Annotated in this window: 23 protein-coding genes; 15 read left to right on the top strand and 8 right to left on the bottom strand. The window is 65.7% G+C overall.

The window, feature by feature from the left end:
- Nucleotides 1–34 precede the first annotated feature (34 nt).
- Nucleotides 35–1,495, top strand: a complete 1,461-nt coding sequence (locus tag HHL13_RS08240) for a carboxylesterase family protein (protein ID WP_169555212.1) — start codon at nucleotides 35–37, stop codon at nucleotides 1,493–1,495.
- Between the two features lie 3 nt (nucleotides 1,496–1,498).
- Here the strand turns inward: HHL13_RS08240 and HHL13_RS08235 are convergent, their stop codons facing one another.
- On the bottom strand, nucleotides 1,499–2,575 hold the full coding sequence (locus HHL13_RS08235; RefSeq protein WP_169555211.1) for an alpha/beta hydrolase fold domain-containing protein: 1,077 nt from the start codon (nucleotides 2,573–2,575) through the stop codon (nucleotides 1,499–1,501).
- 78 nt (nucleotides 2,576–2,653) lie between these two features.
- Between HHL13_RS08235 and HHL13_RS08230 the strand changes: the two genes are divergently transcribed.
- Nucleotides 2,654–3,109 (top strand): MarR family transcriptional regulator, encoded by a 456-nt coding sequence (locus tag HHL13_RS08230; protein WP_346775515.1) that lies wholly within the window; start codon nucleotides 2,654–2,656, stop codon nucleotides 3,107–3,109.
- A 4-nt stretch (nucleotides 3,110–3,113) separates the two neighbouring features.
- Here HHL13_RS08230 and HHL13_RS08225 read toward each other — a convergent pair whose 3' ends face one another.
- Complete coding sequence (locus tag HHL13_RS08225; RefSeq protein WP_169555210.1) at nucleotides 3,114–3,887, bottom strand: SDR family oxidoreductase; 774 nt, start codon at nucleotides 3,885–3,887, stop codon at nucleotides 3,114–3,116.
- Between the two features lie 158 nt (nucleotides 3,888–4,045).
- On the opposite strand from HHL13_RS08225, the gene HHL13_RS08220 reads away from it, so the two are divergent.
- From HHL13_RS08220 to HHL13_RS08175, 10 genes are all read left to right on the top strand, one after another.
- Nucleotides 4,046–4,906, top strand: a complete 861-nt coding sequence (locus HHL13_RS08220) for an SDR family NAD(P)-dependent oxidoreductase (protein ID WP_169555209.1) — start codon at nucleotides 4,046–4,048, stop codon at nucleotides 4,904–4,906.
- 15 nt (nucleotides 4,907–4,921) lie between these two features.
- Nucleotides 4,922–5,854, top strand: a complete 933-nt coding sequence (locus HHL13_RS08215) for an SDR family NAD(P)-dependent oxidoreductase (protein ID WP_169555208.1) — start codon at nucleotides 4,922–4,924, stop codon at nucleotides 5,852–5,854.
- Nucleotides 5,851–6,393 carry a nuclear transport factor 2 family protein gene (locus HHL13_RS08210; protein ID WP_169555207.1) on the top strand — a complete coding sequence of 181 codons (543 nt, stop codon included), beginning with the start codon at nucleotides 5,851–5,853 and terminating at the stop codon, nucleotides 6,391–6,393. The genes HHL13_RS08215 and HHL13_RS08210 overlap by 4 nt, the downstream gene beginning before the upstream one ends.
- Nucleotides 6,390–6,905 (top strand): nuclear transport factor 2 family protein, encoded by a 516-nt coding sequence (locus HHL13_RS08205; protein WP_169555206.1) that lies wholly within the window; start codon nucleotides 6,390–6,392, stop codon nucleotides 6,903–6,905. The genes HHL13_RS08210 and HHL13_RS08205 overlap by 4 nt, the downstream gene beginning before the upstream one ends.
- Before the next feature lie 90 nt (nucleotides 6,906–6,995).
- Nucleotides 6,996–7,487, top strand: coding sequence for a nuclear transport factor 2 family protein (locus HHL13_RS08200; protein WP_169555205.1), 492 nt, complete (start codon nucleotides 6,996–6,998; stop codon nucleotides 7,485–7,487).
- A gap of 154 nt (nucleotides 7,488–7,641) precedes the next feature.
- The gene (locus tag HHL13_RS08195) at nucleotides 7,642–9,468 is read left to right on the top strand and encodes an NAD(P)/FAD-dependent oxidoreductase (protein ID WP_169555204.1); all 1,827 of its coding nucleotides are present in this window, start codon (nucleotides 7,642–7,644) and stop codon (nucleotides 9,466–9,468) included.
- Nucleotides 9,465–10,850 carry an aromatic ring-hydroxylating dioxygenase subunit alpha gene (locus tag HHL13_RS08190; RefSeq protein WP_169555203.1) on the top strand — a complete coding sequence of 462 codons (1,386 nt, stop codon included), beginning with the start codon at nucleotides 9,465–9,467 and terminating at the stop codon, nucleotides 10,848–10,850. Before HHL13_RS08195 ends, HHL13_RS08190 begins: the two co-directional genes overlap by 4 nt.
- Before the next feature lie 20 nt (nucleotides 10,851–10,870).
- Nucleotides 10,871–12,667 carry a thiamine pyrophosphate-binding protein gene (locus tag HHL13_RS08185; protein ID WP_169555202.1) on the top strand — a complete coding sequence of 599 codons (1,797 nt, stop codon included), beginning with the start codon at nucleotides 10,871–10,873 and terminating at the stop codon, nucleotides 12,665–12,667.
- Nucleotides 12,668–12,805: 138 nt separating this feature from the next.
- Nucleotides 12,806–14,227 carry an aldehyde dehydrogenase family protein gene (locus HHL13_RS08180; RefSeq protein ID WP_169555201.1) on the top strand — a complete coding sequence of 474 codons (1,422 nt, stop codon included), beginning with the start codon at nucleotides 12,806–12,808 and terminating at the stop codon, nucleotides 14,225–14,227.
- 1 nt (nucleotide 14,228) lies between these two features.
- The gene (locus HHL13_RS08175; RefSeq protein WP_169555200.1) at nucleotides 14,229–15,818 is read left to right on the top strand and encodes an SMP-30/gluconolactonase/LRE family protein; all 1,590 of its coding nucleotides are present in this window, start codon (nucleotides 14,229–14,231) and stop codon (nucleotides 15,816–15,818) included.
- Here the strand turns inward: HHL13_RS08175 and HHL13_RS08170 are convergent.
- A complete protein-coding gene (locus HHL13_RS08170; RefSeq protein ID WP_169555199.1) occupies nucleotides 15,810–16,619 on the bottom strand; it encodes an IclR family transcriptional regulator in 810 nt (269 codons plus the stop codon). The two genes, HHL13_RS08175 and HHL13_RS08170, sit on opposite strands and share 9 nt — an antisense overlap.
- A gap of 118 nt (nucleotides 16,620–16,737) precedes the next feature.
- On the opposite strand from HHL13_RS08170, the gene HHL13_RS08165 reads away from it, so the two are divergent.
- The 3 genes from HHL13_RS08165 to HHL13_RS08155 all read left to right on the top strand — a co-directional run bounded on the left by HHL13_RS08165 (nucleotide 16,738) and on the right by HHL13_RS08155 (nucleotide 20,814).
- On the top strand, nucleotides 16,738–18,303 hold the full coding sequence (locus HHL13_RS08165; protein ID WP_169555198.1) for an AMP-binding protein: 1,566 nt from the start codon (nucleotides 16,738–16,740) through the stop codon (nucleotides 18,301–18,303).
- Between the two features lie 18 nt (nucleotides 18,304–18,321).
- On the top strand, nucleotides 18,322–19,467 hold the full coding sequence (locus HHL13_RS08160) for a MaoC family dehydratase N-terminal domain-containing protein (protein WP_169555197.1): 1,146 nt from the start codon (nucleotides 18,322–18,324) through the stop codon (nucleotides 19,465–19,467).
- 132 nt (nucleotides 19,468–19,599) lie between these two features.
- Nucleotides 19,600–20,814 (top strand): CaiB/BaiF CoA-transferase family protein, encoded by a 1,215-nt coding sequence (locus HHL13_RS08155; protein ID WP_169555196.1) that lies wholly within the window; start codon nucleotides 19,600–19,602, stop codon nucleotides 20,812–20,814.
- Here HHL13_RS08155 and HHL13_RS08150 read toward each other — a convergent pair.
- From HHL13_RS08150 to HHL13_RS08130, 5 genes are all read right to left on the bottom strand, one after another.
- On the bottom strand, nucleotides 20,807–21,544 hold the full coding sequence (locus HHL13_RS08150; protein ID WP_169555195.1) for a 3'(2'),5'-bisphosphate nucleotidase CysQ: 738 nt from the start codon (nucleotides 21,542–21,544) through the stop codon (nucleotides 20,807–20,809). The genes HHL13_RS08155 and HHL13_RS08150 overlap by 8 nt on opposite strands.
- 20 nt (nucleotides 21,545–21,564) lie before the next feature.
- Nucleotides 21,565–23,478: a sulfate adenylyltransferase subunit CysN gene (gene cysN, locus HHL13_RS08145; RefSeq protein ID WP_169555194.1), complete on the bottom strand. Its 1,914-nt coding sequence runs from the start codon at nucleotides 23,476–23,478 to the stop codon at nucleotides 21,565–21,567.
- Between the two features lie 133 nt (nucleotides 23,479–23,611).
- Nucleotides 23,612–24,526 (bottom strand): sulfate adenylyltransferase subunit CysD, encoded by a 915-nt coding sequence (gene cysD / locus HHL13_RS08140; protein WP_169555193.1) that lies wholly within the window; start codon nucleotides 24,524–24,526, stop codon nucleotides 23,612–23,614.
- Nucleotides 24,523–25,743, bottom strand: coding sequence for an MBL fold metallo-hydrolase (locus HHL13_RS08135; protein ID WP_169555192.1), 1,221 nt, complete (start codon nucleotides 25,741–25,743; stop codon nucleotides 24,523–24,525). The genes cysD and HHL13_RS08135 overlap by 4 nt, the downstream gene beginning before the upstream one ends.
- Complete coding sequence (locus tag HHL13_RS08130; RefSeq protein WP_169555191.1) at nucleotides 25,740–26,744, bottom strand: zinc-binding dehydrogenase; 1,005 nt, start codon at nucleotides 26,742–26,744, stop codon at nucleotides 25,740–25,742. Before HHL13_RS08130 ends, HHL13_RS08135 begins: the two co-directional genes overlap by 4 nt.
- Nucleotides 26,745–26,754: the final 10 nt, after the last annotated feature.

The raw sequence follows: 26,754 nt of genomic DNA, 5'->3' as shown, positions 1-26,754 counted from the left end.
GGTGACGCTGCAATCCCGCGCGAGGGAGAGGCAGATGGACGCTCTGACGGTCGCCACGAATGCGGGCAAGGTACGCGGCACGATCAGCGGCGGCGTGCGGCGCTGGCTGGGCATTCCCTATGCGCGGCAGGCGCGGTTCGCGGCGCCGGTTCCGCCCGAGCCGTGGAGCGGCGTGCGCGATGCGGTTTCGCACGGTGCGCAATGCCCGCAGATGTTCGGCAGCAATCCGAAACGCGCGCGCGTCGAGGCTCCTGAGTTCGGTGAGGATTGCCTCGATCTCAACGTCTATGTGCCCGAAGGCGGGGCGGACGTTGGGGCCAAGCCCGTATATGTCTGGATTCACGGCGGCGCGTTCGTCGCGGGCAGCGGCAATCCCTATGACGGGTCGCAGATGGCGCACGATGGCGACGTGATCGTCGTCACGATCAACTACCGGATCGGCGTGCTCGGCTTCGTCAATTTCGGCGAAGCGCTGGGACTCCCCGACATCCCGTCGAACCTTGGCCTGCGCGATCAGATCGCGGCGCTGGAATGGGTGCGCGACAATATCGCGGCGTTCGGCGGCGATCCGAAGCGGGTGACGATTGGCGGGCAATCGGCGGGGTCGATGTCGGTCTCGCTGCTGTTGCTGTGCGAGCGGGCATGGCCGCTGTTCCACGGTGCGATCCTGCAAAGCGGGGCGCTGAGCCTGATCCACAGCCGCGACAAGAGTCAGCGGATTGCGCGGCGCTATGCCGAACTGCTCGATCTCAATCAGGGCGGGCTGGAACGGTTGCGGACGATGAGCCTGCGCGATCTGTTCGTCGCGCAGGGCCAGGTGGATGCGGAGAACCCCAACGGCATCGCCGCCGCACCGTGGTTCGACGGCGACCTGCTGCCCGATACGCTGGCGGCGGCGCAGGCGCAGGCCACGCCGCTGATCCCGTTGCTGGCCGGTTCGACCAGCGAGGAAATCCGCCTGTTCGAGTTGATGCCGGGCGACATCCTGCCGACCAAGTGGGATGATCTGGAGCGCATCCTGACCACGCAATTGGGCTCCGAACATGCCGCGCGCATCCTCGCCGCCTATCCGCGCACGAAGATCGGCCGCCGCGCGCTGGCGAGCGATCTCGCGTTCGCGATGCCGACGCGCAATTTCGCCGAGAGCCATTCGCGGCACAGTCCGACCTGGTTCTACCGTTTCGATTATTCGCACCCGATCGCGGGCGCGACGCATGGGCTGGACCTGACGCTGACCTGGCCGATGCGGGGTCTGCGCGCAGCGTTCGCCCGGGGCGGCGCGATGCGCGGCAAGCGCGCGGCGCTGGGCCGGCGGATGGTCGAGCATTATGCCGATTTCGTCCGGGACGGCAGTCCGGGGCCGGTGTGGCCAGCCTATCGCGCCGGAGAACGATCGGTGATGATCTTCAATCTGGAAGACCGAATCGAAGCCGATCCCGACGCGGATCGCTTCGCCGCCTGGGCGGGTCGCGATGCCGGGCCGGGATTGACCTGAGCCTTATTGTTTCAGCTTCAAATACTTGCTGAAGAAGCGGGTCATCACGTCGAATGCTTCGCGCGATTCCGGCAGCGAGGCGTCGTAGAAAAAGGCGTGGCCGAGGCCGTCCCACATATGAAGGTCCGCGGTGACGCCGGCCTTGACCAGCTCCCGATGGGTATTGACCGCGGCGCTCATTTCCATCGCGCGCGTTGCGGTGATCAACAGGGTCGGCGGGAAGCGCCGGAGCGTTTCGGGCGAGAGCACCGGCGAGACCAGAGGATCGTTCAGGTCCGCGCCGGTGAAATAGCCGAGACCGCGATCCTGCGACGGCAGCGCCTGAAACGGGCGGGCGAAGGCGCGGCTGTCGCCACCCCAGCGGGCATCCGCCGACGCGCAGAAGATGCCGATCGCGGCGGGCAGGGGCAGCTTTTCCTTGATGAAGGCCGCGATGGCTTCGGCGGTGAGCAGGCCGCCCGCCGAGCAGCCGAACATGCCGATGTCCTCGGGCTTATGGGTCTTCAGCAGTTCGCGATAGACCTTTACCACATCCTCGGTCGCGGCCGGATACACGTGCTCCGGACCCTGGCGATAGGTGATGCTGACGATCTCGACCTTGGCGAGACCAGCGAGCGGGATCGATTCCATCATGCCGGTGCCGCCCGCCACGCCCATTACGAAGCCGCCGCCGGGCAGGTTGAACAGGATCTTCTTGCGGTTCGCCGCCGGAATGTCGGCGGGGGTCGCATAGACTGCGGGGATGCCGGCGATCTCGGCATCCCGGGTCGTGACCTTGTATCTGGCGCGCAGCGGATCGAGCCGGGCGGCCATGATCTGCGGCACCTGCTTGCGCACCGCGCCCATCCGTTCGGGCGGGATGGTGCGCATCATCGCGTCTGGTTCGGTGGGCGTGCGGGGCAGCGCCTTGCGGGCCTCTTCGCTGATATAGATGGAGGGCGGGAGCGCGAATTCGCGGACGGTGACGGTGCCGTCCGCGGCGATCGGGCCGGGGGCGGTCTGGGCCATTGCGGGAGCGGCGAGCCCCGTCGCGGCGATCGCTATCGCAAGACGATGAAACGGCATGATCCGGTTGCGCATCTATCCTCTCCTTTTGATATATTATGTATCATAACATACGCGCTTGAGGACCGTGCGCAAGGGGGCTAAGCCGATGGGGTGAACGCTACCGTCCCGCTCAAATCCCCGCTCACCGATCCGCTGGCGCCGATGCTCGGCTTCCAGCTTCGTCGTGCCTCGGTTGCGGTGATGAATGCGCTGGCGGAGGAACTGGCGCCGCTGGAGCTCAATCCGGGCGAGGCTTCGCTGCTGCTGCTGATCGGCGCGAACAGCGGCGTGACGCAAAGCGATATCGGGCGGACGCTGCGCGCGCAGCCGGCCAATCTGGTGCCGCTGATCAACAAGCTAACGATGATGGGGATCGTCGAGCGCGTGCCGGGCAAGGGCAGGGCGATCGCGCTGTCGCTGTCGGAGCCGGGACGAGCGCTGCACACGAAAGTGACGGCGGCGTTCGGGCGGCACGAAGCGCGGATTTCGCGGCGCGTGCCGAAGGACCAGCGCGAGGCGGTGATCGAGACGCTGCGGCGGATTTGCGAGGATTCCTGCTGCCCCTAGCGGATCACTCCTCGACCCATTTCGACGTGAGGGCACGCGGGGACAGGTATTTCGTCGAGGTCCAGCCGCCATCGACCACGATCGTCTGGCCGTTGATGAAGCCCGCGCCGGGGCTGCACAGGAAGGCGATGGTGCTGGCGATGTCCTCGACTTCGCCGAGGCGGGGGAAGGGGGTGGTCTCGATATTGATCCGGCGGAAGGTTTCGTCGGTCATCCGGCCGCGGACCATGTCCGTCATCGTCACGCCGGGTGCGACGCAATTGGCGCGGATGCCTTTCGGCCCGTAATCGCAGGCGATATGCTCGGTCAGTGAGGTGAGGCCGCCCTTGGCCGCCGAATAGGCGCCGCCGCGCCGCCCGCCGATCACCGCGAAGGTCGAGGTCACGTTCACGATGCCCGAGCCTTCGCCCATATGGACGATCGCTTCGCGAGTGAGGCGGAAGGGCGCGCGGAGCATCAGGTTCAGGAAACCGTCGAGCATGGCGTCGTCGGTCTCGTGCAGCGGCTTGGGCGCGCCCGCGCCGGCATTGTTGATCAGGAAGTCGATCCGCCCGAACCGTTCGAGCGCGAGTTGCACGATCCGAGCCGGGGCATCGTCCTCGGTCACGTCGACCGACAAGGTGGCGAGCTTGTCCGGATCGGCGATCTCCGCCGCCAGCGTTTCCAGCTTGGCGGGATCGCGGCCGATGCCGACGATGGCCATGCCGGCGGCGTGGAGCATCTTCGCCGTGGCGAGGCCGATGCCGCTGCCCGCGCCCGTGATGATCGCCACCTGCATCGCCGATTCCTCTTCCGAATTTGCCCGGACCAATCCCTTATCGCCCCGCGCGCGCAAGGGAACCGGAATCCGCCGATGCCGCCCCGGCGATGTCTTCGCGCCGTACTTCTTGGCCCCTGCTTGTCCGTATAGGATCGGCGGCGAACAGGAGAGACTGAATGGGCGTGCTTTCGGGCCGGGTCGCGGTGGTGACCGGGGCCAGCCGCGGTATCGGCAAGGGGATCGCCCTCGCGCTCGCGAGCGAAGGGGCGACGGTCTATGTCACCGGCCGAACGGTGAGCGCGGGCGAGCATCCGCTGCCCGGCACCGTCGGCGAGACGGCGGCCTTGTGCGATGCGCGCGGGGGCCGGGGAATCGCGGTTCAGGTCGATCATGGCGACGACGATCAGGTTGCCGCGCTGTTCGACCGGGTGCGCGTAGAGCAGGGGCGGCTCGATATCCTCGTCAACAATGCCTTCTCGCTGCCCGAGGACCTGACCGAGCCGGGCGGCTTCTGGGAAAAGCCGCTGTCGAACTGGGAAATGGTGGATGTCGGGGTGCGATCGAACTTCACCGCCGCCTGGCACGCCGCGCGGATCATGGTGCCGCAGGGATCGGGGCTGATCGTCGCGATCTCGGGCTATGTCGGCGTGACCTATACCTATGGCACCGTGTTCGGAACGGCCAAGTCGGCGGTGGACCGGATGGCGCGGGATATGGCGATCGAGCTGAAGCCGCACGGCGTGGCCTCGGTCTCGCTATGGCAGGGGCTGACCTTTACCGAGCGCGCCGAGCGCAACATCGCGCGCAACCCGGCGATGAAGGCCAGCGTGGTGACCAATCCGCTGGTCGGTTGTTCACCCGAATTTCCCGGCCGAGTCATCGCCGCGCTGGCCGCCGACCGCCAGGCGATGGCGCGCAGCGGCGGCACCTTCATCACCGCCGAACTCGCGCAGGAATATGGCGTCACCGATGTCGACGGGAAGGTGATCCCGTCGCTGCGCGAACAGCGCGGTTCGCCGATCTGGTCCCCGGTTTGAATATGAGGAAGCTGCATGTCTGATCTGAGATTCGATGGCCGGGTGGCCGTCATCACCGGGGGCGGGCGCGGGCTCGGCCGGGCCTATGCCGAGCTGCTCGGCGGGCTGGGCGCAAAGGTCGTGGTCAACGATCTGGGCGTCAGCATGGCCGGGGACGGCACTGCCGAGGATCCGGCGGGCGATGTGGTCGCGGCGATCAGGGCGGCGGGCGGCGAGGCGATTGCGAACCGCGATACGGTCGCGACCTCGGCGGGTGGGAAGGCGATCGTCGAGAGCGCGCTCGATACCTATGGACGGGTCGATATCCTGATCCACAATGCCGGCAATGTCCGCCGCGCGCCGCTGGCGGAGATGAGCGAGGAGATCTTCCGCTCGGTGCTCGACGTGCATCTGGTCGGGGGCTTCAATGTGCTCCAGCCGGCCTTCGCCGCGATGTGCAAGGCGGGCTATGGCCGGATCGTGATGACCACCTCGATCGGCGGGCTCTACGGCAATTACGAAGTGGCGAATTACTCGGCGGCGAAGGCGGGGCTGATCGGGCTGTCGCATGTCGCGGCGATCGAGGGTGCGCCGCATGGGGTGAAGTCGAACTGCATCGTGCCGAGCGCGGTGACGCGGATGTCGGAGGGTGTCGACACCTCGCAATTCCCGCCGCTGGGGCCGGAGTTCGTCGCGCCTGCGGTGGGGTGGCTGTCGCATGAGAGCTGCACTCTGTCGGGCGAGCTGCTCGTGGCGCTGGGCGGGCGGATCGCGAAGGCGTATCTCGCCGAGACCAAGGGCGCGTGGCAGGGGGCGTGGACGATTGCCGATGTCGGCGCGCGGATCGCGGACATCGAGGGCGGGGCGGAGCCGTTCGTATTCCCGGTGGTGCCGACCGAAGCGGGCGGGCCGCATGGGTTCATGAAGCATCTTGGCGCGAGCTTCGCGATGGCGAGGAACGGCGGATGACGGAACGTGACGCGCGGATCGACGCGCTGCTTGATCGGCAGGACATCAGCGATTGCCTGACCCGGTTCGCGCGGGCGATGGACAGGTTCGACCGGGACCTGTTCCTGTCCGCCTTTCACGCCGATGCGGTGATCGCGGCGGGGCCGTTCGTCGGCAGTCCCGCGGATTGCTACGACTGGGCGGTGCCGATGCACGAGGCGGGGCAGGTGGCGACGCACCACAATCTGCTCAACCATAGCGCCGAGGTCGACGGCGACACTGCGCATAGCGAGACCTATTATCTCTTCGTCGGGCGCAATCGCGACGAGAGCAACTGGATCGCGGGCGGGCGCTATATCGACCGGTTCGAACGGCGCGAGGGCGTGTGGCGGATCGCGGATCGGACGACGGTGATCGAATGGTCCGGGCTGGCGCCGACGATGCCAATCCCCTTTGCCGACGTGCCGGGGATCGCTCTGAACGGTGGTCCTGCGCGCAGTACCGATGACCTTTCCTACCGCCGTCCGCTGACCAATCTCCGGGAGTTGCACACGCCATGACCCTCGACGAACTGATCGCGCGCGAGGCGATTCGCGATTGCGTGGCGCGGGTCGCGAGGGGGGAGGACCGGCGCGATGCCGGGCTGATCTCCGGTGCTTATTGGCCCGATGCGCAGGTCGATCTGGGTATCTTCGCCGGCGGCTTTACCGAGTATCTCGCCTTCGTTGTGCCGGGTTCGGACGCGATCCCGGTGACGACCCATGAACTGGCGCAGAGCCTGATTATGATCGAGGCGGATACGGCGAGGGGCGAAACGCGCGTCACCTCCTATCACCGGATCGATATGGGCGGCGAGCATCGCGACATGGTGCTGGGCGGGCGCTATCTCGACCGGTTCGAGCGGCGCGGCGGCGAGTGGCGGATCGCGGCGCGGACGATGCTGTACGACTGGCTGCGCAACGATGGCGTATCGGTAGACTGGTCCCAGGGCGTGCTCGGGACACCGTTCCTCGCGGGCCACTATACCGGCGCTGCGAAGGGGGATCACAGCGAGACTTTCTTCGCCGGATAGGCGCGCGTCGCCCCGGCGATATTCGCGGCCGGGCGTCCCGGTCGCGGTGTTCCGCCGCTAGTCTCCCCGCATCGGATCAGGGGAACAGCGATGACGGATTTGGTGAGCGCCGATTGCGGCATCCGGCAATTGCACGGGCGCTTCATGGACGCGGTGTGGCGGCAGGATGCGGAGAGCTTCGGCGATTGCTTCGCCAGCGATGGCGAATGGAAGATCGCGGGGATGCACCTCAAGTCTCGCGCGATGATCGCCGAGACCTGTCCGAAGCTGCTCGGGCGGTGCGAGAAGATCCAGCTCGTCACATTGCCTGCGATGATCGAGCTGGCCGAAGTTGGCGCGAGCGGGCGGGTGCATATGATCGAGTTCGCCAAGATGCTCGATGGCAGTTCGGCGATGACGATCGGCGTCTATCACGACCGCTATGTCGAGGAAGGTGATCGCTGGCGCTATGCGTGGCGGCACTGGAGCTTCAAATATCGCGGCCCGGCCGACCTTTCCGCCGCGTTCGTCGATACGCCCGATTACGGCGCCTTTCCGGGCGCGCCCGGCCAGGACGAGCCGACCTATGTCCGCCCGGCCTGAGCCGACATATCGCTCCGGCGAAATCGCCGCCCAACCCCGCGGAAACCGCGGAAAACCGTGTAGTTTGGCGGCTCAGGGGCAAATGACCTCGCCTTGTAAATAAACACCAGTGTTGATTATCAGCGCCGGCAAGAAACGGGTTTCAGGAGTGGATATGGGCTGCCAGCCGACAGGGACCGTTGCGCCCGATCAGATCGATATCCCGGCGCTGCGCGAAAAGTATCGCGAGGAGCGCGAGAAGCGGCTGCGCGGCGAAGGCCAGACCCAATATGTCCGCCCCACCGGCGGCATCGTCGAGAATTTCGCCGCCGATCCGCACCAACCGCTGGTGCCTCGCGAGCCGATCCGCGAGGAGACCGACGTGGTCATCCTCGGCGCGGGCTGGGGCGGGATCATGGCGGCCTATCACCTGACCAAATCGGGGGTGACGAATTTCCGCAATATCGACAGCGCGGGCGATTTCGGCGGCGTCTGGTACTGGAACCGCTATCCCGGAATCCAGTGCGACAACGACGCCTATTGCTACCTCCCGCTGCTCGAAGAGATGGGCTTCATGCCCTCGAAGAAGTTCTCCGACGGTAGCGAGATTCACGGTTACGCCAAGGCGATCGCCGACCGGTTCGGCTTTGCCGACAAGGCGCTGTTCCACACGCTGGCGAACACTCTGCGCTGGGACGCCAGCATCAACCGCTGGCGCGTCGGCACCAATCGCGGCGACGAGATTCTCGCGCGCTTCGTGATCATCGCCGCGGGCGTGCTCAACATGCCCAAGCTGCCGGCGGTGGCGGGGATCGACGCGTTCAAGGGCAAGATCTTCCATACCTCGCGCTGGGACTATGGCTATACCGGCGGCAGCCATGCCAGCCCGGTGCTCGACCGGCTGGCCGACAAGCGCGTGGCGATCGTCGGTACCGGCGCGACTGCGATTCAGGCGGTGCCGCATCTCGGCAAGTATGCGAAGCACCTCTACGTCGTGCAGCGCACGCCCTCGAGCGTGGACGAACGGCCCAATCCACCGACCGACGCCGACTGGGCAGCTTCGCTGGAGCCGGGCTGGCAAGCGGCGCGGCAAGCCAATTTCCACAAGGCGGCGATGGAAGGGCTAGGGCCGGGCGATCCGGATCTGATCTGCGACATCTGGACCGAAGTGGCGCGCAATCTGGCCGCCGAGCTGGAAGGCGAAGGCTGGCCCGCGCTGTCGATCGAGGAATTCATGGCGAAGCGCGAAAGCGTCGATTACCGCGTCATGGACCGCCTGCGCCGCCGCGTGGAATCGCTGGTCGAGGACCCGGCGACCGCCGAAGCGCTCAAGCCTTACTATCGCTTCCTCTGCAAGCGGCCGCTTTCCAGCGACGAATTCTACCCGACCTTCAACCGGTCCAATGTCGAGCTGATCGACGTGTCGGCGACGCGCGGGCTGCAGGAACTGACCGAGACCGGCTTCATCGCCAACGGCAAGGAATATCCGGTCGATTGCGTGATCTTCGCCAGCGGTTTCGAAGTGACCAGCGACCTCGAACGGCGCTGGGGCATGGACGTGGTGGAAGGCCGCGACGGCGTGTCGATCTATGACGCATGGCGCGACGGACCCAAGACGCTCCACGGCACGATGACCCACGGTTTCCCGAACCAATTCTATATCGGCTATATTCAGGGCGGGCTGAACGCGACCGTGACTAACCAGTTCGGTGGGCAGGGCGAGCATATCGCCCATATCATCGCCGAAACGCTGAAGCGCGGCGCGAGCTCGGTCGAACCCAGCGCAGAAGCGCAGGCCGATTATGTCCGCCATTTCGAGGAGATCGAGATCGATCTCTCGGCCTTCAACCTCGAATGCCCGCCCAGCTATTTCAACAATGAGGGCGAGGCGAAGCCCAAATGGGCGCTGTTCCGCGGCTATGGTCATGGCTGGGCGGCGTTCAGTGCGCTGCTGGAGACGTGGCGCAGCGAGGGCGACATGAAGGGGCTCACGCTGTCATGACGATCACGCCCGAGGATATGGATGCCGAACGGCTGGTCACCTATCCGACCGAAGCGTTCCTTTCGCGCGACTATCTTCAGGACGAGAAGAAGCTGCTCTGGCCCAAGGTGTGGCAGATGGTCGAGCGCGAGAGCGACCTGCCCAACCCGGGCGACTGGTTGACCTATGACGTCGCCGATGAATCGATCGTCGTGTTGCGCAAGGACGACGGGACGCTTCGGGCGTTCCACAATGTCTGCCCGCATCGCGGCCGCCAGCTGGTCAGCGTGCCGGAGATGCTGCCGGGCCGCGTCCACGATGTGCGCGGCAACAACCGCAAGAGCTTCGTCTGCGGTTTCCACGGCTGGTCGTTCGATCAGGACGGCAACAACATCTACATCCTCGATCCGCAGGACTGGCACCACAAACTGACGCCCGAGATGACCTGCCTTTCCGAAGTGAAGGTCGATGTCTGGGGCGGGTTCATCTACATCAACATGGACCCGGATTGCGTTCCGCTGAAGGAATGGATGGGCCGTGCCGGCGAACTGCTCGATCATTTCGAGCTGGAGAAGATGCGCTACAAATGGCGCCAATGGGCGATCTATCCATGCAACTGGAAGACCGCGCTCGAAGCGTTTCTGGAGCCCTATCACGTCGCGGGCACGCACACCCAGTTGCTGGCCTACGGCAGCTACTACGCCTTTTCGAAGCAGTACGGCCTGCACTCGGTCAGCGGATATGACACGCGGTCCGACGATGCGTCGCAGGCTTCGGGCACGACGCGCGCAGGCAAGGGCGACGATCCGCGCATCTCGACCTACGAACTGATCCGCGAGAATTACGAGACGATCAACTATTCGGCCTCGACCGACACGCTGGTGAAGGCTGCGAGCCGGCTGGTCGACGAATTGCCCGAGGGATCGTCGGTCGGCGAAGTGATCGCGCACTGGATGAAATCGGCCAAGGCCGACGACGCCGCGCGCGGCGTGATCTGGCCCGACGTGCCGCCCGAAGTGATGACCGAGGCGGGACTCGCCTGGGGGCTGTGGCCCAATCAGAACATCCTGCACGGCGTGACCTTCGGGCTTTGCTATCGCGTCCGCCCGTACGGCGACGATCCCGACAAATGCGTATTCGAAGCCTATGCGCTCGAACGCTTTCCGGACGGCGAGGAACCCGAGACCGAGTGGGTCTATTCCGAGCCTACCGCCGAGAATTGGGGCCTCGTCCTCGAACAGGACTTCTCCAACATGGCGTTCGTCCACAAGGGCATGAAATCGAGCGGCTTTCGCGGCCCGCTGCCCAATCCGCATCAGGAACAGAAGGTCATCAACCTTCATCGCAATCTCGCCGCGTTCATGGGCCGGGGCGCACCGCGCCTGCTGCCCGATCAGGACTGAGGCATAGTCAGGGGTAAGACATGAGCTACGACGATCCCAAGCCGGCCGCGCCGGTCACCGCCACTTCCGAACTCAAGCTGAAGGCGGGCGGCACGCCGGTTTACAAGCGCATCCTCGATCTGTTCGAAGCGGAGGGGATCAAAACGCTGTTCGGCATTCCCGATCCGAACTTCGTGCATCTGTGCCTCGAAGCCGAGCAGCGTGGCTGGACCGTGGTGTCGCCGCATCATGAGGCGGCGGCCGGGTTCATGGCCGAAGCGGCATCGCGCATTACCGGCAAGCCGGCCTTGTGCTTCGGCACGCTCGGGCCGGGTCTGGCGAACATGATGCCCGCGATCCAGTGCTGCAAGGTCGAGAATTCCCCGGTGATCTTCCTTGGCGGCCAGCGCGCGCGCGTCACCGAACGGCGCGTTCGCCGCGGCCGCATCCAGTTCGTCCGGCAGGAGCCGATGATCGAGGATTCGGTCAAATATTCGGGCGCGATCGAATATGCCGACCAGACCGACGAAGTGATCCGCGAAGCGATCCGCGTTGCCATGTCGGGCACGCCGGGGCCGACTTATGTCGAATATCCGAGCCATATCATTCTGGAAGAGCTGGACGTTCCGGAGGTGCTGCCGCCGCACCGTTATCGCCTGACCAATCAGGGTGCGGATGGCGACCGGATCGCCGAAGCCGCCGAACTGATCCTGAAGGCGAAAAACCCGATCCTGCTGGTCGGCCATGCGGTCCATACGACCAAGTCCGGCGCGAAGGTGAAGGAACTGGCCGAGCTGATGAACTGTCCGGTGATCCAGACATCGGGCGGGACCAGCTATATCAAGGGGATCGAGGATCGCACCTTCCAGTACGTCTTCTCCGACGCGTCGATCGAAGCGGTGGAGGAATCGGATTGCGTCGTCGCGCTGGGCACCGAACTGGGCGAGCCGGTCCATTTCGGGCGCTGGCGGCACTGGTATGCCGGTGAGGCGGATCGGAAGTGGATCTATGTCCAGCAGGACCCGACCGCGATCGGCGTCAATCGCCCGATCGACGTGCCGCTGGTCGGCGACGTCCGCGCGGTGGTGCCGCAGCTCAGCCGCGCGCTGGGCAAGGGGCGCCCGGCGGGCGAGCAGCTGGCGAAGTTCATGCGCGATGGTCAGGCGGAGTTGGACAGCCTGGCCGAAGAGACGCTGACCAAGAGTGACGGCACCGGCGACGTGCCGATCCACACCTCGCGCTTCATCGTCGAGGCCACGAAAGCTTTCCCCAAGGACGGCATCATGATCCGCGATGGCGGGGCGTCGGTGATTTTCGGCTGGACCTATAACCAGTGCAAGCCGAACGACGTGATCTGGAACCAGAATTACGGGCATATCGGCACCGGCCTGCCTTACGCGACTGGCGCGATGCTGGCGGATGCGGCGGAGACTGGCGTGGTGCGTCCGGGGATGCTGGTGACATCGGACTCGTCCTTCCTGTTCCATATCGGCGAGCTGGAAGTCGCTGTGCGGCGCAACCTGCCGCTGGTTTGCGTGGTGGCGGTGGACTTCCAATGGGGTCTCGAAGTCGGCGTGTACAAGCGCACCTTCGGGCCGGGCACGGCGGAGACCGGGACGCACTGGAGCAACAAGGTCCGCTTCGACAAGATCGCCGAGGGGCTGGGGGCGTACGGCGAATATGTGACGACGGTGGACGAGATCGGCCCCGCGATCGCCCGTGCTTATGCGCATGGTGGTCCGGCGGTAATCCATGTGCCGATCGATCCCAAGGCGAACTCCGAAGAGATGCCCAAATACGACAAGTTCCGCACTTGGTACGCCGAAGGGACGCAGTGACGGACTGAGAAAAGCCCCTCCCCTTCAGGGGAGGGGTTGGGGTGGGGCGGTCGCCCCGGGCGCGGCCTTCATGAGTCCTCCACCCCAAACCCCTCCTCTGAAGAGGAGGGGCTTCAGAAGAAGAGAACGGAGAGGCCCATGCGCGACTATCTGAAGTTCTACATCGACGGCCGCTGGGTCGATCCGGCCGAGCCGAAGACAGCGGAGGTGATCAATCCCGCGACCGAGCAGGTCGCCGGGCGCATCTCGCTCGGATCGGCTGCCGATGTGGATCGGGCAGTCGCGGCGGCGCGCCGGGCCTTTGCCGGATGGTCGCAGACGACGCGCGAGCAGCGGCTCGATCTGCTCGGTGCGATTCAGGCCGAATATGCGAAGCGCCAGACCGAGCTGGGCGATGCGATCATCGAGGAGATGGGCGCGCCGTCGGGCCTCGCGCATGGCTTCCATGTCGGGCTGGGTGCGGGGCATCTCCAGACTGCGATCGAAGTGCTGCGCGACTTCGTCTTCGACGAGCGGCACGGCGACACGATCGTCGCGAAGGAGCCGATCGGCGTGTGCGCGCTGATCACGCCGTGGAACTGGCCGATGAACCAGACCTGCGTGAAGATCTTCCCGGCGCTGGCCACCGGCTGCACGATGATCCTGAAGCCGCCTCAGTTGGCGCCCTTCTCGGCGCAGATCCTTGCCGAGATCCTCGACAAGGCGGGGGTGCCGGCGGGCGTGTTCAACATGGTTCAGGGCAGCGGCGCGGTGATCGGCACGGCGCTGTCCACCCATGACGATGTCGACATGGTCTCCTTCACCGGCTCCGAGCCGGTCGGGGTGCAGATCCAGAAGGATGCCGCGACCACGGTGAAGCGCGTCGGGCTGGAGCTGGGCGGCAAGAGCGCGTTCATCGTGCTCGACGACGATGCGCTCGCGGCCAATGTCGCGGGGGCGACGGCGGGGATGATGGGCAATTCGGGCCAGACATGCAGCGCGGGGTCGCGGCTGCTGGTGCCCGCCTCGCGGCTGGACGAAGCGGTCGCGGCGGCGAAGGCGGCGGCTGAGGCTGTCACCGTTGGCGATCCGACGGGCGCGGTGGCGATGGGACCGGTGGTCTCGAAGGGCCAATACAACATCATCCAGGATTATATCCGCAAGGGGCTGGAGGAAGGCGCGACGCTGGTCGCGGGCGGGCCGGGGCGGCCGGACGGGCTGGACAGGGGCTGGTTCGTGAAGCCGACCGTGTTCGTCGGCACCAACGATATGGTGATCGCCCGCGAGGAGATCTTCGGGCCGGTGCTGGTGATCATCGCCTATGACGACATCGACCATGCGGTAGAGATCGCCAACGATACCAATTTCGGCCTCGCCGGTTACGTCAACGGCACCGATCTGAAGCAGGTCCGCGCAGTGGCGCGGCGGATGCGGACGGGGTGGATCAGCATGAATGGCGGGTTCGATTTCCACGCGCCGTTCGGCGGCTACAAGCGCAGCGGCAATGGCCGCGAATGGGGTCCGCACGGCTTCCTCGAATATCTCGAGACCAAGTCGCTGCTCGGCTATGGAGCGGACTGACATGCAGCTGAGCCGCTATGCCGGCAGCCCGGTGCGGACCGCCGAAGGCTGGCGCTTCGAACGGCTGACCCAGCCGAGCCGTCTTTACGGCGCGAACGGGCTGACCACGGGCGCCGATGGCCGCATCTATGTCGCGCAGGTCGGCGGCAGTCAGGTCAGCGCGATCGACGTGGACAGCGGGGCGATCGAAGTCATCAGCGCGATGGGCGGCGACATCGTCGCGCCCGACGATCTGGTGTTCGACGAAGCGGGCAATCTCTATCTCACCGAGATCACCGAGGGCCGGGTATGCATGCGCACACCCAAGGGCGAGGTGCGGATCGTTCAGGGCGATATGCCGGTCGCCAATCCGATCACCTGGCATCAGGGGCGCCTGTTCGCAGGCGAGTGCCGCGTGGGCGCGCGGATCATGGAACTGAGCCTCGACGGCGGGGCGCCGCGGGTGATCCTGGACAATGTGCCGATGGCCAATGCGTTTCAGGTGGGGCCGGACGGCAAGCTGTATTTCCCGGTGATGGGCACCAACGAGATCTGGCGGGTCGATCTGGCGGGCGGTGCGCCGGAAGTGGTTGCGGGCGATCTGGGCGTGCCTGATTCAGTCAAGTTCGACAGCAAGGGCCGGATCGTCACGACGCAGGTGGCGAGCGGGCAGGTGCTGCGGATCGACCCGGTCAGCGGCACGCGTGAGACGCTGGCCGATTTGGGGCCGGGGCTCGATAACGTCACCTTCATCGGCGAGCGCATCTTCGTTTCCAGCATCCCTGGCGAGATCACCGAGATTCTTGCGCCCGGGAAGACCCGTTCGGTGGTGCCGCGTTCGCTGCAATGGCCGCTGGGGCTGGCGGTGGGCGGGGATGGCGGGCTGTTCGTGTGCGACGGGACGTTCGGCTATTCGCTGGTTCCCGGCGGTGCGCTGACGCTGGCGGGGATGATCTTCTACCCTGGTTGTCCCGGCTATATGCGCGGCGTGGCGGCGGGCGCGCAGGCGGGCGAGTGGGTGATTACGACCGGACTCGGCAGCGTGGCGCGATACCGCCCCGCGCTCGGCGAGAGCGACTTCCTTTGCCACGGCTACGACCAGCTGATGGGCCTCGATGTGGCGCCGGGCGGGGCGGTGGTGTTCGCCGAATATGGGACCGGGCGAGTGCTGTCGGCGGAGAATGGCTCCGAGACCGAACTCGCTTCGGGACTGGACAAACCGATGGGCGTGGCGGTCGCTTCGGATGGCAGCGTCTTCGTTGCCGAGGCCGGGGCGGGGCGGGTCGTGAAGCTTTCCGGCGGTCGGGCCGAGACGGTCATCGACGGGCTTCAGCGGCCCGAGGGGCTGGCGATCTCGGGCGGGCGCCTGTTCCTGGTCGATACGCTGGCGAAGACGCTGGTGGCCTGCGACCTGTCGGGCGGTGGACGCGAAGTCATCGCGTCGAGCCTGCCGGTCGGCGCGCCCGTTGGCGTGTTGCCGAAATTCCTCGGGCCGATCGGCGACATGGCGGGGCCGATGATCAACTTCGCCAGCGTCGCGGCGGGATCGGATGGAACGCTGTATGTGTCGGGCGATGCCGAGGGGAGCGTGATCGCGATCCGCTCAGCCTGAGCGGTCGCCGCCGAGTTGCAGGGTCAGCGTCTGCGCCCCTTCGACCAGGGCTTCGGACAGTTCGCCGAGCCGTTCCCGGCGCGAGCCGCCGCCGATGACGGTGGCGACCAGCGCGTGGCTGGGTTTGCCCGGCGCTTTCCACACCGGCGCGGAGACCACCGTCGCCCCGGCAATATAATTGCCGTCATCGACCGCGAATCCCTTCGTGCGGGCCTCGACGACTTCGGCCATCCATTGCTCGAACGCCGGCGGCTCGTCCCAGCGCAGCGCGCGGAAGGGCGGTTCCAGCTCGGATTCGGAATAGCCGCCGAACGCAGCGATGCAGCGGCCGGTGGCGCTGATCAGCGCGGGGAAGCGGCTGCCGATCTGGGCGCTCAGCTGGAAATTCTGGCCCGACTGCGACAGCGCGACGACTACCATGTGATCCAGCCCGAAGATCTGCACGCCGAGCATCGTCACGTCGAAGGTGCGGCAGAGGCGGTCGATCACCGGCTGGGCGAGATCGGCAAACTGGCTGCGGCGGAGCCATTGCCGGGCGAGGGTGAGCACGCCGGCTTCGAGCGAATAGCGTTTGGTGTCGGGATCGAAGGCGACCAGTTCCTCCTCCGCCAGTGCGCGCAGCACATAGAGGCAGGTGCTGGGCACCAGTCCCAGTTCGCGCGCGATCACCTGTACACCGAGCGGCGTTTCGCTCTTCCCCAACAGCCGCATCACTGCTGCCGCGCGCGCGATGGCGGGGACTTTGCTGCTCTTCAGCGTGTCGGCGAGTTCGCGGTCGGGGCGGCTGTTTCGATCAATCATTGTTCAACTAATAGAACAATATTCTATATATGCAACAAAATACTTTCGTGGCATTTGACTGGACAACGGAGAGGCGAGCGATTCTGCGCCCGTCCGCGACGCGGGAACGAGTGGACCGATGGTGAAGCTGACCGAACTGACGCGCTACGCAGACGCCCAGGCTCATGCCGACATGACGGCGCTGTGGGACCTGTTCGACGGCGACCGCGACGTGCTGAACATCGCCAACGAATGCATCACCCGTCACGCCGATGGCAGCGGCCGTCCCGCGGTGCGCATCGCCCATGCCGATGGCCGCGACGAGATCCTGAGCTTCGACGCGATTTCGGCCGGCGCGGCGCGCTTCGCCCACTGGCTCGACGCCAACGGCATCGTGCCGGGCGACCGCATCGCCTTCATGCTCGAACCGTCGCTGCCCTTTTATGTCTGCCTGTTCGGCGCGATGCAGACCGGCGCGATCAGCGTGCCGCTGTTCACGCTGTTCGGACCGGACGCGCTGCGGCTGCGGATCGACGACTGCAAGCCTGCGTTGCTGGTGACCAATTCGGAAAAGGCGCCGCTGGCGCGCGGGGTCGAGGGGCTGCGCGTGATCGTGGCCGACGAAGGCCTGCTCGACGACATCGCGCATTATCCGCCGCGCTACGAGCCGAAGACCAAGGCCAGCGACATGGCGGTGTTTCAGTACACGTCGGGCACCACACGCGAACTGCCCGAAGCGGTGAAGCACACCCACCGATCGCTGGTGACACTGATGTTCGCTGCGCTTTACGGCACCGGCATCCGGCCGGGCGATGAGTTCTTCTGCCCCTCATCGCCGGCATGGGGCCACGGCCTGTGGCACGGCACGCTGGCGCCGCTGGGGCTGGGCGTGGCCACAGGCACCTTTGCCGGGCGGTTCGACGCGGTGCGGCTGATGAAAGCGCTGCAGGATTACGGCATCACCAACATGTCGGCCGCGGCGACGCATTATCGGATGATGAAGAATTCGGAGGCCGCCGATGGCTTCCGCTTCGCGATCCGCAAGCTTTCCTACACCGGCGAACCGATCGACCCGGCGACGCTGGAGTTCATCGACCGCACCTTCCACGTTCCCGCGTGCAGCATGTACGGCACGACCGAGATTGGCGTGGTGCTGGTCAATTATCCGGGCGCCGAGGATTATGCGGTGAAGCCCGGTTCGCTCGGCAAGGCGGTGCCGGGGCAGAAATTGCAGGTGCAGGCGCCCGACGGCACGCCGTCGGCCCCCGGCGAGATCGGCGAGCTGATGCTGTGGCGGCGCGACCGCTGGGAGACGACCAAGGACCTCGCGAAGATCGACGAGGACGGATATTTCTATCACTGCGGCCGCGCCGACGACGTGATCATCTCCGCCGGCTGGACGATGAGCGCGGTCGAAATCGAAAACACCATGCTCAAGCATCCCGATGTGAAGGAGTGCGCCGTGATCGGCGCGCCCGACGCGACGCGCGGGCTGGTGGTGAAGGCGTTCGTGGTCAGCGACCGCACGCCCGACGCCGAGTTCGTCAGGGAACTCCAGACCTTCACGCGCGAGCGGCTGGCCCAGCATGAATTCCCGCGCCTCGTCGAATTTGCGGCCGAACTGCCCAAGACGCCTGCGGGCAAGGTCCACCGCAAGATCCTGCGCGATCGCGAAGCTGCCGCGGCAGCCGCGCTCGCCAACTGAAATCCCAGGAGAAGAAGAATGGCAACCACACTCGAAAAACCCGGCAACCGTTTCCCGAAGATCACCGAGGAAGGTCTGGACGACCTGCGCAAGCGTATCGGCGTGAAGATCGAGAACACGGTCGAGCCGTGGAACTATGAAGCGACCCGCGACGCGATCCGCCACTATGCGCACGGTATCGGCGACGATAATCCCCTGTGGTGTGATCCGGCCTATGCCGAGAAGACCAAGCATGGCTCGCTGGTCGCGCTGCCCAGCTTCCTGTTCACCACCAGCCGGATCATCTCGGGCTATTGCGGCGGCTTGTCCGGCGTCCACGCGATGTGGGCCGGCGCCGACTGGACCTGGCACAAGCCGGTGCTGCGCAACGACGTGATCCGCACCGAAGCGTATCTGAAGGATCTGGTCGAGCATCAGACCAAGTTCGCCGGTCGCAGCTTCCAGCAGATCTACCATGTCGATTTCTTCAACCAGTCGGGCGACAAGGTTGCCGAGGGCGACAGCTGGGTGTTCCGCACCGATCGCGACGAAGCGCGCGAGCGTGGCACGAAGTACACCGAGGCTCGCGGCCGCGTTGAGCAATACACCGAGGAAGAGCTCGCCGAATTCACCCGCCTGTATCAGGAAGAGGAAATTCGCGGTTCCAATCCCCGCTATTGGGAAGACGTGAATGTCGGCGACACGCTGCCGCGGATGATGAAGGGGCCGATGACGGTCACCGGCTTCATCTGCTACGCGCAGGGATGGGGCGGTCTCTATATCCGCGCGAACAAGCTGGCGAACCAGATGCAGCAGGCGCATCCGGGGCTGGGCATCCGCAATCGCTTCAACGTGCCGGATTGCCCCGAGCGCGTGCATTGGGACGAAGCGTTCGCGCTCGAAGTCGGCGCGCCGGGCGCTTATGATTATGGTCCCGAACGTTGCAGCTGGCTGACCCACCATGTCACCAACTGGATCGGCGACGATGGGTTCCTGACCAAGTCGAAGTGCCAGATCCGTCGTCACAATCCGGATGGCGACGCGATCTATATCGACGGTTCGGTGGTCCGCAAGTTCGAGGAAAACGGCAAGAAATATGTCGAGATCAGCCAGCAGGCGACGACGCATCGCGGCGAAGTCTCGGCATTCGGCAGCGCCATCGCCGAACTGCCCAGCCGGGGCTGATGTTGGTTCAGCATAGCTGAACCGGCACCGCATCCGCGTAAGCGGATCAAACCAACCCACGGCCGGTCCCTCCCTTGCGTGGCGGGGCCGGCCATGTCAGTTCCGGCGCATGATTTTCCTGAAGATTTACCGATGACCGATCCCGCGACGCCGGCCTGGGCCGGACCCCTTGCGGGCATCCGCGTGCTCGATTTCACGCGCGTTCTGGCAGGCCCTTCGGCTTCGCTCGCGCTGGCCGATCTGGGGGCGGAGGTCATCAAGGTCGAGCCGCCCGCGCATGGCGACGAGACCCGCCAGTTCCCGCCGCTGCGCGATGGCGAGAGCCATTATTTCCTCAGCGTAAATCGCGGCAAGAAGAGCATCGTCATCGACCTGAAAGCCGAGGAAGGGCTGGCGCTGGCCCGCGACCTCGCGGCGAAGTGCGATGTGCTGATCGAGAATTACCGGCCCGGCGTGATGGACCGGTTGGGGCTGGGCTATGAGACGCTGTCGGCGATCAATCCCGGCCTGATCTATTGCGCGATCTCGGGATACGGCATGACCGGCCCCTTACGCGACCGCCCCTCGTTCGACATCGTGCTGCAGGCCATGTCGGGCGCGCTGAGCGTCAATGGCGAGCCGGGGACGATGCCGACCAAGCTGGGCATTCCGCTGGGCGACCTGATGGGCGGCGTGAACGGACCCATCGCGATCCTCGGCGCCCTGCATGAGCGGCATGCGACCGGGCGAGGGCGGCTGATCGACATCAGCCTGATGGACGGGCTGATCGGGATGCTCGGCTATATCGCGCAGCTCGCCTTCTTTACCGGGCAGGACCCGACGCCGCAGGGATCGCAGCATCCCAATCTGGTGCCGTACGGCATCTTCCCGGCGAGCGACGGTTCGATCGTGGTGGCGTGCCTGACCAACGGGTTCTGGGCGCGGGTATGCGCGGCGCTGGGGACGCCGCAGCATGTCGACGATGTGCGCTTCGCCACGATCGAGGCACGGCGCGACAATCGCGAGGCGGTCAACGCGATCGTCTCGGCATTCACCCGCGAGCATAAAGTCGCCGATCTCGTCGGGATCTTCACCGAGCATCAGGTGCCGCACGCACCGATCCTCGGTGTGCAGGAAGCGCTGTCCCAGCCTCAGGCCGTGGCGCGCGAGATGGTGGTCGAGACCGACCACAAGGTGCTGGGCAAGATCCCGATCGTGAACCGATCGATCCGCTACGCCGGCGCGCAACAGCCGGTGCCCGAAGCGCCGCCGGTGCTGGGGCAGCATAGCGACGCGATTCTGGCGGACGTGCTCGGCCTGTCGCCCGAGCGGATCGCGGCGCTGCGCGCGGCTGGGGTGGTTAGCTGAGCACCAGCGCCCGGAAATGCCCCAGCACCCGCTCCGCCAGTTCGGGGCGGCAGATCAGCAGATCGGGCAGATACGGGTCTTCATTGTTGTAACGCAGCGGTGCGCCATCTGCCCGGCTCACATGCAGGCCGGTTGCCTTCGCCACGGCGGCGGGGGCGCAATTGTCCCATTCATATTGCCCGCCGGTGTGGAGATAGATGTCGGCCTCGCCGCGTACGACCGCCATCGCCTTCGCGCCGGCCGAGCCCATGCCGACCAGTTCCGCACCCATCGCTTCGGCCACCGCGACGGCTTCGGCGGCGGGGCGGGTGCGGCTGACCAGCATACGGAGCGTAGCGTTGGCGGGCGCGAGGGGAGCGGGCTTGCCGGTGCAGAGCGTCACGCCGAGGCCGGGCAGGGCGACCGCGCCGATCGCGGGTTCGCCGTCGATCGAGAGGCCGACATGGACCGCCCAGTCGGGCCGTGCCTCGCCATATTCGCGGGTGCCATCGACCGGATCGATGATCCACACGCGGGACATGCCGAGCCGCGCGCCGTCGCACTTCACCTCTTCGGAGAGCAGGCCGTCGTCCGGCCGGGCTTCGCGCAGGGCATGGACGAGGAACTGGTTCGCGGTCTGGTCGCCCGCCTTGCCCAGCGCCTTTGCCGAGAAGACGCCGCTATCGCGCACGGCCAGCAGGATGCGGCCGGCGGTTTCGGCGAGGTGCGCGGCGAGTTCGGCGTCGGTCATGGCGTCGTTCATTGCGGCAGTCATTTGAGGGGCATGATCCTGCGGATGATATGTTCGGCGGCTTCGGCAGGCGTCATCTCGACCGTGTTGACCCGGATTTCGGGATGTTCGGGCGGTTCGTACGGGCTGTCGATGCCGGTGAAGTTGGCCAGTTCGCCTGCGCGGGCCTTTTTGTACAGCCCCTTCACGTCGCGAGCCTCGGCGACCGCGAGCGGGGTATCGACGAAGATCTCGATGAACTCGCCCTCGGGCAGCATCGCGCGGACCATTTCGCGCTCGGCGCGGAAGGGGGAGATGAAAGCGGTCAGCACGATCAGCCCCGCATCCGCCATCAGCTTCGCCATCTCGCCGACGCGGCGGATATTCTCGATCCGGTCCGCTTCGGTGAAGCCGAGATCCTTGTTCATGCCGTGGCGGACATTGTCGCCGTCGAGCAGGAAGGTGTGGCGGTTCATCAGCGCCAGGCTCTTCTCGACTTCGTTTGCGATGGTCGATTTGCCCGAACCGGAGAGGCCGGTGAACCACAGCACGCGCGGCTTCTGGTTCTTCATCGCCGCATGTTGTTCGCGGCCGATGTCGGTCGGCTGCCAATGGACATTCTGCGCGCGGCGCAGGCTGAAATTCAGCATCCCTGCGGAGACGGTGCGGTTGCTGAGCTTGTCGATCAGGATGAAGCCGCCGAGGCCGGGCGAGTCCGCATAAGGCTCGAACACGATCTGCTTGTCGGCGGTGATTTCCGCCACGCCGATCGCATTGAGTTCGAGCGTCTTTGCAGCAAGATGCTCCATCGTGTTGACGTTGATGGTGTATTTCGGTTCCTGAACCGTCGCGGAGACCATCTGGGTGCCGAGCTTGAGCCAATAGGCGCGGCCGGGGATCAGCGCTTCGTCGTCCATCCACACGATGGTGGATTCGAACTGGTCGGCGGCCTGTGGCGGGCTGTCGGCGGCGGCGATGACGTTGCCGCGCGAGCAATCGATCTCGTCGGCGAAGCAGAGCGTGACCGACTGGCCGGCAACGGCTTCGTCGAGGTCGCCATCCAGGGTGACGATCCGGGTGACGGTCGAGGTCTTGCCCGAGGGCAGCACGCGGACGGCGTCGCCGGGCTTCACCGTGCCGTTGGCGATCAGGCCGGAGAAGCCGCGGAAGTCGAGGTTCGGCCGGTTGACCCATTGCACCGGCATCCGGAATGGCCGGGCCTGTGCCGCATCGGCGTCGAGCTCGACCGTTTCGAGATGCTCGATCAGCGGGATGCCCGAATACCAGGGCGTGTTGGGCGAGCGTACAGTGATGTTGTCGCCCTTGAAACCCGAGATGGGGATCGCGGTGAACGCATCGATCCCGATCGAAGTCGCGAAGGCTCTATAGTCGGCGACGATCTCGTCGAAGCGGGTCTGGTCGTAGCCGACCAGATCCATCTTGTTCACCGCGAGAACGATGTGCCGGATGCCGATCAGGTGGGTGAGATAGCTGTGCCGCCGCGTCTGGGTAAGTACGCCCTTGCGCGCATCGATCAGGATCACCGCCAAGTCGGCGGTCGAGGCGCCGGTGACCATGTTGCGGGTGTACTGCTCATGCCCCGGCGTGTCGGCGACGATGAACTTGCGTTTCTCCGTCGCGAAGAAGCGATAGGCGACGTCGATGGTGATGCCCTGTTCGCGCTCGGCGGCGAGGCCATCGACGAGGAGGGCGAAATCGATCTCCTGCCCCTGCGTCCCGACCCGCTTAGAATCCGCTTCGAGCGCGGCGAGCTGATCCTCGAAGATCATCTTCGAATCGTAGAGCAAGCGCCCGATAAGCGTGGATTTTCCGTCGTCGACCGATCCGCAGGTGATGAAGCGGAGCAGCGACTTGTGCTGGTGCTGGTCGAGATAGGCGTCGATGTCCTCGGCGATGAGGGCGTCGGTATGGTAGGCGGAATCTTTGGTCGTCATCACATATTGCTCCGTCATCCCCGCGAAAGCGGGGACCCATCACCCGGACGTGCAGCCGGGTGAAAACCTGTCGAGATGGGCCCTCGCATTCGCGAGGGTTGACGCTTCGTCACGCTTCGCATGACCTGGCGCGTCAAAAATACCCCTCCTGCTTCTTCTTCTCCATGCTGGCATCGCCGCCATCCTTGTCGATGACGCGGCCCTGACGCTCGCTGGTCGTGGTCAGCAGCATTTCCTGGATGACTGCGCTCAGCGTCGCGGCGGTGCTTTCCACCGCGCCGGTCAGCGGGAAGCAGCCGAGCGTGCGGAAGCGGATCGAGCGTTCGACGATCTCCGGGCGGTGGCCCAGCACCTGTTCCATGCGCTCGATGTCGTCGGCCATGAACAGCTGCCCGTCCTGCTCGTAGGTCGGGCGCGGCGCGCTGAAATAGAGGGGGACGATCGGGATGTCGTTCAACTGGATATACTGCCAGATGTCGAGCTCGGTCCAATTCGAGATCGGGAAGACGCGGATGCTTTCGCCCTTCGCCTTGCGGGCATTGTAGAGGTTCCACAATTCGGGCCGCTGGTTCTTCGGGTCCCAGGCATGGCTGGCGGTGCGGAACGAGAAGATGCGCTCCTTGGCCCGGCTCTTCTCCTCGTCGCGCCGCGCGCCGCCGAACGCCGCGTCGAAGCCATATTTGTCGAGTGCCTGTTTCAGCCCCTCGGTCTTCCACATATCGGTGTGGAGCGGGCCGTGCCGGAACGGGTTGATCCCGCGCGCCTCGGCTTCGGGGTTGTGATAGACGAGCAACTCCATGCCGCTCTCGCGCGCCATGCGGTCGCGCAGTTCGTACATCGCCTTGAACTTCCAGCTTGTATCGACATGAAGCAGCGGGAAGGGCGGGGGCGAGGGGTAGAATGCCTTGCGCGCGAGGTGGAGCATCACCGCGCTGTCCTTGCCGACCGAATAGAGCATCACCGGCCGCTCGGTCTCGGACACGACTTCGCGCATGATGTGGATGCTCTCGGCTTCGAGCCGTTCGAGATGGGTAAGCGTTCGGGTCATGCGAGTTTGCCTTCGGCTGCGGCGATTTCCGCCTTGAGCCACATGGTTTCGGACAGGTTCGATCCGCCGGATTTCGCCAGCAATTGTTCGAGTGCGGCCTTCTTCACGACGATCGCGTCGCGGTGTTCGGGGATGATGTCGAGCAGGTGGATCGCTTCCAGCGGCTTGCCCGTGTCGAGATGCGCCTGCGCGCGGGCGACCAGCGCGTCGTTGCCCGCCAGTTCGGCGAGGTCGGCATTTACCGCCGAGCGCGGCACGCCGTAGAGGCCGGTGGTGCCCTCTTCGTAGCGGAACCAGCCGGCATATTCTTCCCAGATGGTGCGCACGGCCCAGCTGACCTTGCCGTGGAATTCGCCGATCTTCAGCTCTTCGGGCAGCGCTACGTCACGCATCAACTGATGGACGGTCGTCCCGGCGTTCATGCCTGCCAGCGTATAGTCGCGCACCCACGCGACGGCAGCGTGCATCCTGTCCAGATCGGCGGCGATGCGGTCCTTGCCCGCGATCGGATCGCCATGACCGGTGACGAGCAATTCGGCCCCCAGCGCGCGGACCGTCTCCAGCGACTTCAGATATTGCCGCACCGAGCGCGGCTTGTCGCCACGGATGGTGCAGAGGAAAGGCATCGAGAGAAATACCGGGCCGAACAGATTGCCGGTGAAAGCGATCTTCTCGTCGGGCAGCCATACCGTCACGCCATCGGTCGCTTCGCCTTCGGGGGTGTGGATTACCTCGAACCGGCGGCCGCCCTGTTCGAAGGCGTAGCTGCGATCGACGATCACATCCGGCACGACTTCGGGCGGCGGCTTGGGTGTCGAGCCGCGCTTGAGCGTGCCGCCCCACAGCTTGCCGCTGCGGGGGCCGAAAAAGGGCTGGAGCCGCTTCATATCGGCCCAGTTCTCGACGAAACCGGGGCCGGCGATGACTTGGGTGCCGTCTTCGCGGAACGCATCCAGCCCGCCGAAATGATCGGCATGGCTCTGGGTCAGGACGATGCGGCGCAGCGGGCCGGTGCGATACGGGGCAAACAGCGCGACGTTGCGATCGGCATTGTCCATGAAGCCGGTGTTGACCAGCAGATCGCCGTCGCCGGTGGTGACCAGATAGGCGTTGGAAATATCCTTCGCCATGAAGATGAAGTCGGTGATCGCCACCGCTTCGGCCTGCGCGTCGCCCGCGCGGACCAGCCCGGCAAGGGCGGGTTTCTGCTCGCTCATGCGTCGAATCCGATCATGACCTTGGCCGATTGCGATGTGGCGGCGATCTCCAATCCCTCCAGCACACGGTCGAAGGGTAGGGTGTGGCTGATGAGGCTCGCGATCTTGTCCTTCAGGCGCGGCATCGCTGCGATGACGTCGGGCATTTCGCTGGGGTAGCCGACCGCGGTGGTGATGGTCATCTCGGTGGTGAGCATCGGCCCCGCAGGCAGCTCGATCGGCTTGAGATAGGCGGCGGTGATGACGTGGCGGGCATGGGTCTTGGCCAGCATCACCACGTCGCCGAGGATCGATGGCGCGCCGGCCGCGTCGATGAACGCGTCGGTCCCGGCCTTCTCGCGGCCGAACACCTTCTCGGTGCCGTGGATGGCCTTGATCCTCGCGGCGGCGTTTTCGGTCGCGGGGTTGATCGTGTGCGCACCGAGCGCCCGTGCGCGTTCCAGGCGCTCCTCGGCCAGATCGAGCGCGATCACGTCCTTGCAGCCGCGATCTACGGCCCACAGGATCATGCCGAGGCCGATCGGGCCGCAGCCATAGATGACGATCCGGTCGCCCGCCTTGGCCTGTGCGCGGTTGACGCCATGCAGCGCCACCGCCAGCGGCTCGCACATCGCGGCGATCTCGTACGAAATCCCCTCGGGGATGGGGAGCAGGCTCGCGCCCAGCCGCGCCTCGCGCACCAGCAATTCCTCGGTAAAGGCGCCTTCGGGGCCGCCGCTGCCGATATAGCTGGGGGTCATCATCGGATTGACGATGACGGGCTGGCCGACCGCGACGCCGGTGACTTCGCTGCCGACGAACATCAGTTCGCCCGCGCCCTCATGGCCCAGCGGCGTCGGCTTGCCCGGGCCGGGGATGCCGCCATTCTTGATATAGCTCAGGTCGCTGCCGCAGATGCCCACGGCCTTCATCCGGATCACGACGTCGCGCGGCCCCGGCTCGGGCCGCGCGTAATCGTCGAGCCGGACATCGTCGACGTCATGGATCGTGAGCAGGCGCATCGCGGCGGTC

Source organism: Sphingomonas sp. G-3-2-10, from assembly GCF_012927115.1.
Lineage (GTDB): Bacteria > Pseudomonadota > Alphaproteobacteria > Sphingomonadales > Sphingomonadaceae > Sphingomonas.
Note: the sequence above shows the minus strand (reverse complement) of the source record. Positions and strands in the feature narration are given on the sequence as shown.